We start from the raw sequence: 13,130 nt of genomic DNA on the forward strand, positions 1-13,130 counted from the left end.
TGCACGTCGGCGACCCGACGGCGGAGGAGGCCAAGGGGCCCGGGCCATCCGCTCCTCGTGAGCCGGGTCCGTCAGAAGTCGTCGTCGAAGGCCACCGAGCCCTCGACGGCGACCTGGTAGGCCGAGGCCCGGCGCTCGAAGAAGTTCGTCAGCTCCTGGACGTTCTGCAGCTCCATGAAGGAGAACGGGTTCTCCGAGCCGAACACCGGGGCCAGCCCGAGGCGCGCCAGCCGCTGGTCGGCCACGCACTGCAGGTACTCGCGCATCGACTCGGTGTTCATGCCCGGCAGACCCTCCCCGCACAGATCGCGGGCGAACTGCAGCTCGGCCTCCACGGCCTCCCGCAGCATCGCGGTGACCTGGGCGCCCAGCTCCTCGTCGAAGAGGTCCGGCTCCTCGGCGCGGACGGTGTCCACGACGTGGAAGGCGAAGTCCATGTGGCAGGACTCGTCGCGGAACACCCAGTTGGTGCCGGTGGCCAGGCCGTGCAGCAGACCGCGGCTGCGCAGCCAGTAGACGTAGGCGAAGGCGCCGTAGAAGAACAGGCCCTCGATACAGGCGGCGAAGCAGATGAGGTTGAGCAGGAAGCGGCGGCGGTCCTCCCGGGTCTCCAGCCGGTCGATGTCCTCGACGGAGTCCATCCACTTGAAGCAGAACTGCGCCTTCTCGCGGATGGACGGGATGTTCTCGACGGCCGCGAAGGCCGCCGCCCGCTCGTCCGGGTCGGGCAGGTAGGTGTCCAGCAGGGTCAGATAGAACTGGACGTGCACGGCCTCCTCGAAGAGCTGGCGGCTCAGATACAGCCGCGCCTCGGGGGAGTTGATGTGCTTGTAGAGCGTGAGGACCAGGTTGTTCGCCACGATCGAGTCGCCGGTGGCGAAGAACGCCACCAGCCGGCCGATCAGGTGCTGCTCGCCGGGGGAGAGCTTGGCCAGGTCCGCCACGTCCGAGTGGAGGTCGACCTCCTCGACCGTCCAGGTGTTCTTGATCGCGTCCCGGTAGCGCTCGTAGAAGTCCGGGTAGCGCATGGGGCGCAGCGTGAGCTCGAAGCCCGGGTCGAGCAGGTTCTTGGTCGCTGTTACGACAGGGGTCGTCATTACTGGCAGGCCTCGCAGGACTCGGGGTTCTCAAGGGAGCAGGCGACGGCTTCGGGGTCCGCCTGCTGGACCGGGACGGGCACCGAAGCGGCCGCCCGCGCGGACTGGGCGATCCGCGTCGCCGGGCGCGAGCGCAGGTAGTACGTCGTCTTCAGGCCGGACTTCCAGGCGTACGCGTACATCGAGCTGAGCTTGCCGATGGTCGGCGAGGCCATGAAGAGGTTCAGCGACTGGGCCTGGTCGAGATACGGCGTACGGGCGGCCGCCATATCGATGAGGGCACGCTGCGGCAGCTCCCACGCGGTGCGGTAGAGCGCGCGCAGCTCCGCGGGGATCCACGGCAGGTCCTGTACGGAGCCGCTGTGCTCGCGCAGCGCCTCGCGGGTCTGGGCGTCCCACACGCCGAGCTGCTTCAGGTCCTCCACGAGGTAGCCGTTCACCTGGAGGAACTCGCCGCTCAGGGTCTCGCGCTTGAAGAGGTTGGAGACCTGCGGCTCGATGCACTCGTAGACGCCGGCGATGGAGGCGATGGTGGCGGTGGGGGCGATGGCCAGCAGCAGAGAGTTGCGCAGGCCCGTGGCGGCGACGCGCTCGCGCAGCGCCGTCCACTTCTCCGGCCAGGTCACCGCCGCGTCCGGGAAGTGGTCCGGGTGCAGCACGCCGCGGGCGGCGCGTGTCTCGGCGTACGACGGGTGGGCCCCGTGCGTCTCGGCGAGGTCCGCGGAGGCGGTGTACGCGGCGAGCATGACGCGCTCGGAGATCCGGGTGGACAGGGCCTTCGCCCCGGCGGAGTCGAAGGGCAGGCGGAGCTTGAAGAACACGTCCTGCAGGCCCATCAGCCCGAGGCCCACCGGGCGCCAGCGCCGGTTGGAGGCGGCGGCCTGGCGGGTCGGGTAGAAGTTGATGTCCACCACCCGGTCCAGGAAGACCACGGCCGTACGGACGGTCTCGTCCAGCCGCTCCCAGTCGATGGCGCCGTGGGGTCCGACATGCTCGGACAGGTTGACCGAGCCCAGGTTGCACACGGCGGTCTCGCCGTCGTCCGAGACCTCCAGGATCTCCGTGCAGAGGTTGGAGGAGTGGATGACGCGGCCCGGCTCGGCCGTCTGGTTCGAGGTGCGGTTGGCGGCGTCCTTGAACGTCATCCAGCCGTTGCCGGTCTGCGCCAGGGTCCGCATCATCCGCCCGTAGAGCTGGCGTGCCGGCACCTGCTTGACGTACCGGCCCTCGGCCTCGGCCCGCCGGTACGCCTCGTCGAACTCACCCCCGTAGAGATCGACCAGCTCCGGCACCTCCCCGGGGGAGAAGAGCGACCACTGACCGTCCGCCTCGACCCGGCGCATGAACTCGTCCGGGATCCAGTGCGCCAGGTTCAGGTTGTGGGTGCGGCGCGCCTCCTCGCCGGTGTTGTCGCGCAGCTCCAGGAACTCCTCCACGTCCGCGTGCCAGGGCTCCAGATAGACGCAGGCGGCGCCCTTGCGCTTGCCGCCCTGGTTCACCGCGGCGACCGAGGAGTCGAGGGTGCGCAGGAACGGGACGATGCCGTTGGAGTGGCCGTTGGTGCCGCGGATCAGCGAACCGCGCGAGCGGACCCGGGTGAACGGGATGCCGATGCCGCCGGAGTGCTTCGACAGCCGGGCCACCTGGTGGTAGCGCTCGTAGATCGAGTCCAGGTTGTCCTGCGGGGAGTCCAGCAGATAGCAGGACGACATCTGCGGGTGGCGGGTGCCGGAGTTGAAGAGCGTGGGCGAGGAGGGGAGGTACGACAGGGTGCTCATCAGGCGGAACAGCTCGGCGACCTCGTCCACCGCGGCGGTGGTGGCGTCGGCCGCGAGCCCGCTCGCGATGCGCAGGAAGAAGTGCTGCGGGGTCTCGACGACCTGCCGGTTCACCGGATGGCGCAGCAGGTACCGGGTGTGGACCGTGCGCAGTCCGAAGTAGCCGAAGCGGTCGTCGCGGCCCTCGGCGACGGCCTGCTCGGCCAGCGCGTCGAGGCGCTCGGCGTGCAGCCGGACGAAGTCGGCGGTGGCGTCGGCGACCAGGCCCTCGCGGTGGCCCACGGCGATCGAGGAGGAGAACGAGGTCGCCCCCTGGCCGGCCGCCTCCTCGCGGATCGCGAGGGTGAGCAGCCGGGCGGCGAGCCGGGAGTACTGCGGCTCCTCGCCGATCAGTCCGGCCGCGGCCTCCGTGGCCAGGGCGCGCAGCCCGGCCTCGTCGGAGCCGGGATGGCGGCCCCGCAGCGCGGCGGCGACGACCTTGCCGGGCTCGGTGGCGGTCAGGTCGGCGGTGAGCTCGGTCAGGGTCCGGAGCAGCGAAGCTGAGACGGGCTCCGCGGCAGGCGGTGCGATGGTCAAGGTGAGTGCACTCCCTCGCTCGGCTGGGGGCCGCGAGGGGGAGGCTTCAGGGCGCGTCGCAGGCGCGCGTGGGCACCCCGAGGCGTCCTTGAGGCCCAACCCGCGAGACCCGGACGAATGAACGACGCCCCGTTCAGGGGCGTACCATCGGCAGGTCCTCGGACTCGCGGCTTCCGGGCATGCCGGAAACCGCACACCGTTGCGGGACAGTTCCGGATTCCCACCGGATTCCCCTGCGGCGACAGCGAGAACGAGCATACATGTTGGGGTGCCTCGCGGTGGACACCCCCAGATGTTGTGTCGCGCTGGCGAGCCGTCAGATCCCTTGCGGCGCCCGGGGGATGGCGTGCACGCGCCTTTCCGGGCCTTACAGCTCCAGCTCGTACGCCCACAGCAGCAGCCCCGACTCCGGGCGCGGATGCCAGTCGCGCTCCGGGGCGCGGACGAAGCCCAGACGCCCGTACAGCCGGTGCGCGGCGCGCATGAGGTGCTGCGTGGACAGCACGAGCCGGCCGTGTCCCTGCTCCCGGGCCAGCTCCACGCACCGGCGCACCAGCGCCTCCCCGACGCCCCGCCCCCGCGCCGCCTCGTCGACGACGAGCATGCGGAACTCGGCCTCCCCGGGGCGCGCGATGTCCGCGTACTCCCCGGCGTCGCCCACGTACGCCACGGCGCCCAGCAGGGCGTCGTCCCCGGGCTCCACGGCCACCAGGACCAGCGCGTGCCCGGCCCGGGCGCGGGCGTCGCGCAGCTGCGGCAGGTACGGATCGTCGGCGCCGCCCGACAGCAGGCCGCCGTCCAGGTAGGCGCGGGCGGTCAGCTCGCCGACGGCGTCGAGCTCCTCGGGGCGTGCGGGTCTGATCGTGAAGTCCATGCGGCTCAGTGTGCCCGGCGGGTCCGACAGGCGTTCGAGCCGTCCGGGGGGCGGACGTGCGTGAGGCCGCCACCGGCTTCCCGGTGGCGGCCTCAGGCACGTGAGCTGTCAGCAGCAGCGGAACCCCTGGCGGGGGTCCCCCTCGCGGGCGTCCATACGGCAGCGTTCGAAGTCGCGGCGGGTCATGACCTCGGCCTGCGGGTCGTGCTTGCGGGCGTGCTCGACGTACCGCTCGTACGCCGTCTCGTCCGTCAGCTCCTGCAGATACCGCCAGATCCTGCGGCCCGCCACCACGAGTGTCATGACGTCGCTCCCTCCTCGGCGCCGACGCGCTGGCCCGGAATCCTTCCGCCGCCCGAGCCGAGGCCGGCCGCGGCCAGTTCCGCCTTCTCCTCCTTGGTGGCGAAGAGCTGGGCGGGGGCGACGTACTTCGACTCTACGTACGGTTCCTCGTGGTTGACCACCGTGTCGGGGTTGCGCAGCGCCTTGATGCAGACCCGGGCCGCGTCGGCGATCACGATGACGACGAGGATCGCGAAGACCGCGGAGAGGACGCCCTGCACCGTGGTGTTGGTGACGATGGTCTCCATGTCGGCCTTCGACGTGGCCGGCGGCACGACCTTGCCCGCGTCGATGGCGGCCTGGGCGTTGTCCCGCTGCTGGAAGAAGCCGACCCGCGGGTCGTCCGAGAACACCTTCTGCCAGCTGGCGGTGAGGGTGACGACGGCGACCCACACCATCGGGACGCCCGTCACCCAGGCCCACTTGAGCCGGCCCGACTTGATGAGCAGCGTGGTGCACACCGTCAGCGCCACCGCGCCGAGCAGCTGGTTGGAGATGCCGAACAGCGGGAACAGCTGGTTGATGCCGCCCAGCGGGTCCTTCACGCCGGTCCACAGGAAGTAGCCCCACAGACCGGTGGTGATGGCGCTGGTGAGCAGCAGCCCGGGCCACCAGCTGACCTGCTTCAGCGGCTTGTAGATGTTGCCCAGGGTGTCCTGGAGCATGAAGCGGCCCACCCGGGTGCCCGCGTCGATCGCGGTGAGGATGAACAGCGCCTCGAACATGATCGCGAAGTGGTACCAGAACGCCTTGAGGCCGTTCCCGGTCACCTGGGAGAAGACCTCGGAGACGCCGACCGCGAAGGTCGGCGCGCCGCCGGTGCGGGACAGCAGCGAGGGCTCCTCGACGGCCTTGGCGGCCGCCGCCAGCTGGTCCGGGGTGATCGAGTAGCCGAGGCCGTTGATCGCCTGGGAGGCCGAGTCGACCGTCGTGCCGATGACGCCGGGAGCGGAGTTCATCGCGAAGTACAGGCCGGGGTCGAGCACACAGGCGGCGATCATCGCCATGATCGCGACCGAGGACTCCATCAGCATGGAGCCGTACCCGATCATCCGGATCTGGGTCTCCTTCTCCACCATCTTCGGGGTGGTGCCCGAGGAGATGAGCGAGTGGAAGCCGGAGATGGCGCCGCAGGCGATGGTGATGAAGACGAACGGGAAGAGCGAGCCCGCGAAGACCGGCCCGGTGCCGGCCGTGGCGAAGTCCGTGACCGCGTCCATCTGCAGCGCCGGGGCGGCGACCAGGACGCCGATGAAGAGGAGCACGATGGTGCCCATCTTCATGAACGTCGACAGGTAGTCGCGCGGCGCCAGCAGCATCCACACCGGGAGCACCGAGGCGATGAAGGAGTACACCAGCAGCCAGATGACCAGCGACTCCTTGCTCAGCGTGAAGGTGTCCGCCAGCGAGGAGTCCGCCACGTACTTGCCGCCGACGAGGGCGAGCAGCAGCAGGCCGACGCCGATGAGGGAGACCTCGGCGACCCGGCCCGGGCGGATGACCCGCAGATAGAAGCCCATCAGCAGGGCGATCGGGATCGTCATGCCGATGGAGAAGGTGCCCCACGGCGACCCGGCGAGGGCGTTGATCAGCACGAGGGCGAGCACGGCCAGCAGGATGATCATGATGGCGAACACGGCGCACAGCGCCGCGACGCCGCCGACCGGGCCGATCTCCTCACGGGCCATCTGGCCGAGCGAACGGCCGCCCCGGCGGGTGGAGAAGAACAGCACCACCATGTCCTGCACGGCACCGGCGAAGATCACGCCGGCGACGATCCAGATGGTGCCCGGCAGATAGCCCATCTGCGCGGCGAGCACCGGGCCGACCAGCGGACCGGCGCCGGAGATGGCCGCGAAGTGGTGCCCGAGCAGCACCCGGCGGTCCGTCGGGTGGTAGTCGACGCCGTTGTCCAGCAGCTCGGCGGGGGTCGCCCGGGTCTTGTCGGCCTTCAGCACCTTGTAGGTGATGAACTTCGAGTAGAACCGGTAGGCGATCGCGTACGAACCGAGCGCGGCGGCGACCATCCAGGCGGCGGACACCTCCTCACCGCGGGAGAGGGCGAGTACGGTCCAGCCGATGGCGCCGACAATGGCGACAAGTGCCCAGATCGCTATGGATTGCGGAGAAGGCGGCTGACGCCGCGCTCCGGTTTCAGGTGGTGCGGTGGTTGTCGACATATCGGCTCCGTCCCCTGCGCTGATCTGTCTGCGTGTTAATGCGCAGGAAATCTAGAGCAGGGCTGTGGCCCGCGTCACTAGGTCGTCGTATCGCTAAACGGTTACGACAGCCTGTGCGACGACGGGCCCGGAGCCTGGATGCGCAGGTCAGCCGTTGGGCCGCTGCAGCCTGGCGACGAACTTGTACCGGTCGCCCCGGTACACCGACCGCACCCACTCCACGGGCTCACCCGAGTCGTCCCGGGAGTGCCGGGACAGCATCAGCATCGGCAGGCCCACGTCCGTACCCAGCAGACCGGCCTCGCGCGGGGTGGCCAGGGAGGTCTCGATGGTCTCCTCGGCCTCGGCCAGATGGACGTCGTAGACCTCGGCCAGGGCGGTGTACAGGGAGGAGTACTTCACCAGGCTGCGGCGCAGGGCGGGAAAGCGCTTTGCCGACAAATGCGTCGTCTCGATGGCCATCGGCTCGCCGCTCGCGAGCCGCAGCCGCTCGATCCGCAGCACCCGGCCGCCGGTGGTGATGTCCAGCAGCTCGGCCAGCCGGTCGTCGGCGGTGACGTAGCCGATGTCCAGCAGCTGGGAGGTGGGCTCCAGGCCCTGGGCGCGCATGTCCTCGGTGTACGAGGTCAGTTGCAGGGCCTGCGAGACCTTGGGCTTCGCGACGAACGTGCCCTTGCCCTGGATCCGCTCCAGCCGGCCCTCCACGACCAGCTCCTGCAGCGCCTGGCGCACGGTGGTGCGGGAGGTGTCGAACTCCGCGGCCAGGGTGCGCTCCGGCGGTACGGGGGTGCCGGGCGGCAGCGTCTCCGTCATCTCCAGCAGATGCCGCTTCAGCCGGTAGTACTTGGGCACGCGTGCGGTGCGCGGCGCGCCGGCCGCGCTCTCCGTCTCCTCGGCCGCTGACGCGCTCCGGGCGCTCTGGCCCGCCGCCCCCGATCGGGGTCCCGCGGTACCCGCCCGTGCCGTACCGGCGTTCGTCCTCATAGCTCCTCCGTTGACTGCGGGTCACATCCTGGCACGGCCTGGCCCTCCAGGGACGGGGTCACCGGTGACGGGATGGTCACAGGTCGGGCGGTTGTCCCGGCCCGGCCACCGGCGTCGCCGCCGGACCGTCCGCTCCGTGCGGGGTGGTACCCCGCATGTCGGTCCGGTAACGACAGGTGACGAGGGTCGACGAGACCCTTGACACCCCCAATGGTCTAGGCCAAGCTGCGGTCAACTCATTGGTCTGGACCAAGTATTCCCTGGCTGGTCTAAACCATTAAAGACCACAACTCAGCCCCACGGGCAGTGCCCGGAAGCCTGGATTTTGCGTCGGGTGGGGGAGGGACTGGCATCCGAGGAGGATGGCGTGAAGCGCAAGATCATCGCGGCGATCGGTGCCGCGGGCCTGGTGATCGGTCTGGCCGCCTGTGGTTCGGACGACGGCGGCGACGGCAGCGACAAGGCCAAGGCGGAGAAGGCCCCGAAGGAGCTGACCGTCTGGCTGACCGTCGACGCCCAGAACAACTGGCCCGAGCTGGTCAAGAAGGCCGACGACGCGATCACCGCCAAGTACCCGGGCATCAAGATCAAGCACGAGTACTACCCGTGGAACGACAAGAACGCCAAGCTGGACGCGGTGCTGGCGACCGACAAGACCCCTGACGTGGTCGAGATGGGCAACACGGAGATGCTGCCCTACATGATCAAGGGCGCGTTCGCCGAGCTCGACGCCGCGAAGTTCGACAACTCCGCCGCCTGGCTGGGCGGTCTGAAGGAGTCGGCGACCTACGACGGCAAGCTGTACGGCGTTCCCTACTACGCCGGTTCGCGCGTCGCCACCTGGCGCAAGGACGTGGCGAAGGAGGCCGGCGTCACCGCCGCGCCGACCACGTACGACGAGCTCACCGGGGCACTGGACAAGATCCAGGAGAAGAACGGCGCCAAGTTCAACGCCTGGTACCAGCCCACCCGCGACTGGTACGCGGCCATGTCGTACGTCTACGACAACGGCGGCGCCATCGCCAAGAAGGACGGCGACCAGTGGAAGGGCACCCTCTCCACCCCTGAGGCGATCAAGGGCCTGACCGAGTTCAAGGACGTCGTCGGCAAGTACATGCACGGCGACCTGACCAAGGACGAGGCCGACCGCTACATCGTCTACGGCCAGGGCAAGTCGGCCATGCTCTTCGGTGCGGCCTGGGAGGGCGGCGCCGCCGCCGACCCGAAGGTCGACAAGACGGGCGGCAAGCTGAAGGACAACCTCGAGTCCTTCGTGATGCCCGGCCCGAACGGCAGCCCGCTGCCCGTCTTCCTCGGCGGCTCGGACCTCGCCGTGCCGGCCAAGTCCGACGCCCCGCAGGCGGCGTCCGAGTGGATCAACGCCTTCACCGGCAAGGACGGCCAGCAGGGTCTGATCGGCAAGGGCAACCTGCCGAACAACACCACCGACCTGGCCCCGCTGAAGGAGCAGGACGCGACCAAGGTCCCGGCGACCGCGGCGGAGAAGAGCTGGTTCATCCCCACCGCCCCGGGCTGGCTGACCCTGGAGAAGCAGAACGTGCTGGAGACCATGCTCCAGGACATCTGCACCGGCAAGAAGTCGGTCGAGGACGCCGCGAAGTGGGCGGACGACGAGATCAACAAGGTCATCAACACCGCCTGACCCTTCCGTTGACCGGAAGGGCCCGCCCCGACGGCGGCGGGCCCTTCCGGGCGTCCCGAACACCAGCGAAACAGCTCAGCAGCCCGAGGAGCACCGATGAGTGCCGCAGAGACCACCACGCCCAAGGTGCCGCTGGGCGGGCAGGCACCCGTGGCCGGCCCGCCGGACGCCAGGACGCGGCGCAGCGCCGCCCGACCGCCCCGCAGATCCGGGCTCGCCCCCTGGGCGCTGCTCGCGCCGACCATCGGGGTGCTCGCCCTGGTGCTCGGCTATCCGCTGGTCCGGCTGGTGACCCTGGCCTTCCAGGAGTTCGGCCAGGCGCAGCTGTGGGGGACCAGAGAGGCCGTCTGGGTCGGCTTCGACAACTTCACCGACGTGCTCGGCGACGGCACCTTCTGGGAAGTGGTGCTGCGCACGGTCGTCTTCGCCGTCGGGGCCGTGGTCCTCACCCTGGTGCTCGGCATGCTCATCGCCCTGCTGCTGCAGCAGGTCTCCGGCTGGCTGAAGATCCTCATCAACATCGCCCTGGTGGCCAGTTGGGGTATGCCGATCATCGTCGCCGTCACCGTGTTCCGGTGGATGTTCGACACCGACTACGGCGTACTGAACTGGGTGCTCAGCCGGCTGCCCGGGATGGACTACGACGGCCACAACTGGTTCGCCAGCGGCACCCAGGGCCTCGCCGTGATCATGCTGCTGGTGGTGTGGGGCGCGATACCGTTCGTCGCCATCACGCTCAGCGCCGGCCTGACCCAGGTGCCGCAGGAACTGCAGGAGGCCGCCCGCCTCGACGGCGCCGGCGCGCTCGGCGTCTTCCGCCACGTCACCATGCCGATCCTCAAGCCCATCATCGTCATGCTGACGACGCTCTCCGCGATCTGGGACCTCGGCGTCTTCCCGCAGGTGTGGCTGATGCGCGGCGGCCATCCGGAGGCGGAGTTCCAGCTGCTGACCACCTACTCCTACCAGGAGGCCTTCGTGGTCAACGACTACGGGGGCGGCTCCGCCATCGCCCTGATCACCGTGCTGCTGCTGCTCGGGGTGGTCGCCGTGTACATGCGCCAGATGCTGAAGATCGGAGAGGTCGAGTGAGTACGACGACCGCGGGCACCCGGCCCCGCCGCACCGCCCGGCGGCGCGGCGGGAAGCTCGGCTACAACCTGCTGGGCCTGGTGGTCCTGGCCTGCTCGGCGTTCCCCGTCTACTGGATGCTGAACACCGCGTTCAAGCCGGCGAAGGACGCGATCGACCCCGATCCGCACTTCTTCCCCTGGCCGGTGACGCTGGACAACTTCCGCCGCGCCCTGGACATCGCGGACTTCTGGGGCCCCGTCGGCCGCAGCCTCACGGTCTCGCTGGTCACCGTGGCCATCGCGACCGTGGTGGGCCTGCTGGCGGCGCTGGCCATCTCCCGGTTCGCCTTCCACGGCCGCAAGGCGGTCATCATCGGGATCCTGACCGTGCAGATGATCCCGCTGGTCGCGATGATCATCCCGGTCTTCCTGCTGCTGAACGACCTCGGCCAGTACGACAGGCTCACCGGCCTGATCGTGACGTATCTGACCTTCGTCCTGCCGTTCACGATCTGGATGCTCCGGGGCTTCATCGTGAACATCCCCAAGGAGCTCGAAGAGGCCGCGATGGTCGACGGCTGCTCCCGCACCGGCGCCTTCCTGCGGGTCGTCTTCCCGCTGCTGGCCCCTGGTATCGTCGCGACCTCCGTGTACGGGTTCATCCAGGCGTGGAACGAATGGCTGTACGCGCTGATGCTGATGAGCCAGGAGCACCAGACGGCGACGGTCTGGCTCGGCAACTTCTCCACCCAGCGCGGCACCGAGTTCGCGCCCATGATGGCCGGTTCGACCATGATGGCGGTGCCGATCGTCGTGCTCTTCCTCTCCGTCCAGAAGAAGATGGCCGCGGGGCTCACCGCCGGCGCAGTGAAGGGCTGATCCACCAGTATGTCGACCCTGATCCAGGGCACCGAGACCCTGACCCGGGACGCGCTCGCCGTCCTCCAGCCCGGCTTCGGGGGCCTCACGCCGCCCGACTGGGTGCTGCGCCGGCTCGACGAGGGCCTGACCGGCGTCGGGCTCTTCGGCCGCAACGTGCGGGACCCCGAGCAGGTCGCGGCGCTCACCGCCCGGCTGCGGGCGGTACGGCCCGACGTCCTCGTCGCGATGGACGAGGAGGGCGGCGACGTCACCCGCCTCGAGGTCCGCACCGGCTCCTCCTTCCCCGGCAACCTCGCCCTCGGCGCCGTCGACGACGCGGCCCTCACCCGGTCGGTGGCCCGCGAGCTGGGCCGCCGGCTCGCCGAGTGCGGCGTCAACATGAACTGGGCGCCGTCCGCGGACGTCAACTCCAACCCGGACAACCCGGTCATCGGCGTCCGCTCCTTCGGCGCCGACCCCGGGCTCGTCGCCCGGCACACCGCGGCGTACATCGCCGGCCTGCACGAGGCCGGGGTCGTCGCCTGTACGAAGCACTTCCCCGGGCACGGTGACACCGCGACCGACTCGCACCACGCGCTGCCGCACATCGACGCGCCGCTGCCGGTGCTGCTGGAGCGCGAACTCGTGCCCTTCCGGGCGGCGATCGAGGCCGGGACGAAGGTCGTGATGAGCGCGCACATCGTGCTCACGGCGCTCGACCCGGCGCTGCCGGCGACGCTGTCGCGCCGGGTCATGACCGGGCTGCTGCGCGCGCCCGCCGCCGAGGGCGGCCTGGGCTTCGACGGCGTGATCTCCACCGACGCCCTCGAGATGCAGGCGATCGCCTCGACGTACGGCATGGCGCGCGGGGCCGTCATGGCGCTGGCGGCCGGTGCCGACGCGCTGTGCCTCGGCTTCCACGCCGACGACGCGCTGGTGGACTCTCTCCGGGACGCCATCGTGGCGGCGGTGCGTTCCGGAGAGCTCGGCGAGGAGCGGCTCGCGGAGGCCGCGGGGCGGGTACGGGCGCTCGCCGCGTGGGCTTCCGCGGGCGGCGGCGCGGTGGAGGGGGCCGCGTCGCCGAACCCGTCCGTCGGTCTCGTCGCGGCGCGGCGGGCGCTGCGGGTGACGGGCGGGGGGTCCTTCGTACCGCTGACTGCCGCGCCGTACGTCCTGTCCTTCACGCCGGTGGCCAACATGGCGGCCGGTGACGAGACGCCGTGGGGGCTCGGCCCCGAGCTGGCGCGGCTGCTGCCGGGTACGACGACGGCGTACGCCGGGCCGGACACCCCGGCGGGCGAGGTGGCCGCGGCGGCGGCCGGACGCCCGCTCGTGGCCGTGGTGCGCGACGTGCACCGCCACGCGTGGATGGCGTCGGCGCTGTCGTCGCTCCTCGCGGAGCGGCCGGACGCGGTGGTGGTGGAGATGGGCGTCCCCCAGGCCCCGCCGTCGGGCGCGCCGCACATCGCCACGCACGGGGCTTCGCGGGTGTGCGGTCAGGCGGCGGCGGAGTACATCGCGGGCGTCGCCTGACGCCTCGCGCCCGTGCGGGCGCGGGGTTGCGTCCGGTGCGTCGGGCTGCGCCCGGCCTGGCGTCGGCTTTGCGGGGCGGCGGATCGCGTCCGGTGCCGGCGCCGCCCGCGCCTTCGGCGCGGGATTGCCCCCACCCGCACGCCACCCGTTGCGGTGTTGCCTGGTCACC

The 13,130-nt window shown here is 70.5% G+C and carries 10 protein-coding genes and 1 riboswitch; of the genes, 4 read left to right on the plus strand and 6 right to left on the minus strand.

The window, feature by feature from the left end; all coding sequences use genetic code 11:
* Positions 1 to 71: 71 nt before the first annotated feature.
* The 6 genes from AB0M28_RS37340 to AB0M28_RS37365 form a co-directional block, all read right to left on the minus strand.
* Complete coding sequence (locus AB0M28_RS37340; protein WP_365414746.1) at positions 72 to 1,097, minus strand: ribonucleotide-diphosphate reductase subunit beta; 1,026 nt, start codon at positions 1,095 to 1,097, stop codon at positions 72 to 74.
* Entirely contained in the window at positions 1,097 to 3,451 is a 2,355-nt protein-coding gene (locus tag AB0M28_RS37345; protein ID WP_365414748.1) for a ribonucleoside-diphosphate reductase subunit alpha, read from the minus strand. Before AB0M28_RS37345 ends, AB0M28_RS37340 begins: the two co-directional genes overlap by 1 nt.
* 131 nt (positions 3,452 to 3,582) lie before the next feature.
* A riboswitch (cobalamin riboswitch) is annotated at positions 3,583 to 3,721 on the minus strand.
* Positions 3,722 to 3,818: 97 nt separating this feature from the next.
* Positions 3,819 to 4,325, minus strand: a complete 507-nt coding sequence (locus AB0M28_RS37350) for a GNAT family N-acetyltransferase (protein WP_365414750.1) — start codon at positions 4,323 to 4,325, stop codon at positions 3,819 to 3,821.
* A 108-nt stretch (positions 4,326 to 4,433) separates the two neighbouring features.
* A complete protein-coding gene (locus AB0M28_RS37355) occupies positions 4,434 to 4,628 on the minus strand; it encodes a YbdD/YjiX family protein (protein ID WP_365414752.1) in 195 nt (64 codons plus the stop codon).
* Positions 4,625 to 6,847: a carbon starvation CstA family protein gene (locus AB0M28_RS37360; RefSeq protein ID WP_365414754.1), complete on the minus strand. Its 2,223-nt coding sequence runs from the start codon at positions 6,845 to 6,847 to the stop codon at positions 4,625 to 4,627. Before AB0M28_RS37360 ends, AB0M28_RS37355 begins: the two co-directional genes overlap by 4 nt.
* A 147-nt stretch (positions 6,848 to 6,994) precedes the next feature.
* A complete protein-coding gene (locus tag AB0M28_RS37365; RefSeq protein WP_365414755.1) occupies positions 6,995 to 7,831 on the minus strand; it encodes a GntR family transcriptional regulator in 837 nt (278 codons plus the stop codon).
* 367 nt (positions 7,832 to 8,198) lie between these two features.
* Here AB0M28_RS37365 and AB0M28_RS37370 point away from each other — a divergent pair, with 367 nt between their 5' ends.
* The 4 genes from AB0M28_RS37370 to AB0M28_RS37385 all read left to right on the plus strand — a co-directional run bounded on the left by AB0M28_RS37370 (position 8,199) and on the right by AB0M28_RS37385 (position 12,961).
* A complete protein-coding gene (locus tag AB0M28_RS37370; protein WP_365414757.1) occupies positions 8,199 to 9,494 on the plus strand; it encodes an extracellular solute-binding protein in 1,296 nt (431 codons plus the stop codon).
* A 96-nt stretch (positions 9,495 to 9,590) separates the two neighbouring features.
* Entirely contained in the window at positions 9,591 to 10,586 is a 996-nt protein-coding gene (locus AB0M28_RS37375; protein ID WP_365414759.1) for a sugar ABC transporter permease, read from the plus strand.
* On the plus strand, positions 10,583 to 11,446 hold the full coding sequence (locus tag AB0M28_RS37380) for a carbohydrate ABC transporter permease (protein ID WP_365414761.1): 864 nt from the start codon (positions 10,583 to 10,585) through the stop codon (positions 11,444 to 11,446). Before AB0M28_RS37375 ends, AB0M28_RS37380 begins: the two co-directional genes overlap by 4 nt.
* Before the next feature lie 9 nt (positions 11,447 to 11,455).
* Complete coding sequence (locus tag AB0M28_RS37385; protein WP_365414762.1) at positions 11,456 to 12,961, plus strand: glycoside hydrolase family 3 N-terminal domain-containing protein; 1,506 nt, start codon at positions 11,456 to 11,458, stop codon at positions 12,959 to 12,961.
* The last annotated feature ends 169 nt before the right edge of the window (positions 12,962 to 13,130 follow it).

The sequence above is a fragment of the Streptomyces sp. NPDC051940 genome, assembly GCF_040680895.1.
Classification (GTDB): domain Bacteria; phylum Actinomycetota; class Actinomycetes; order Streptomycetales; family Streptomycetaceae; genus Streptomyces.

What these genes read in the sequence shown, in the direction of transcription:
- AB0M28_RS37340 (WP_365414746.1), bottom strand. Translation starts at nt 1,097, where the DNA reads ATGACGACCCCTGTCGTAACAGCGACCAAGAACCTGCTCGACCCGGGC.
- AB0M28_RS37360 (WP_365414754.1), bottom strand. Translation starts at nt 6,847, where the DNA reads ATGTCGACAACCACCGCACCACCTGAAACCGGAGCGCGGCGTCAGCCG.
- AB0M28_RS37350 (WP_365414750.1), bottom strand. Translation starts at nt 4,325, where the DNA reads ATGGACTTCACGATCAGACCCGCACGCCCCGAGGAGCTCGACGCCGTC.
- AB0M28_RS37355 (WP_365414752.1), bottom strand. Translation starts at nt 4,628, where the DNA reads ATGACACTCGTGGTGGCGGGCCGCAGGATCTGGCGGTATCTGCAGGAG.
- AB0M28_RS37385 (WP_365414762.1), top strand. Translation starts at nt 11,456, where the DNA reads ATGTCGACCCTGATCCAGGGCACCGAGACCCTGACCCGGGACGCGCTC.
- AB0M28_RS37375 (WP_365414759.1), top strand. Translation starts at nt 9,591, where the DNA reads ATGAGTGCCGCAGAGACCACCACGCCCAAGGTGCCGCTGGGCGGGCAG.
- AB0M28_RS37365 (WP_365414755.1), bottom strand. Translation starts at nt 7,831, where the DNA reads ATGAGGACGAACGCCGGTACGGCACGGGCGGGTACCGCGGGACCCCGA.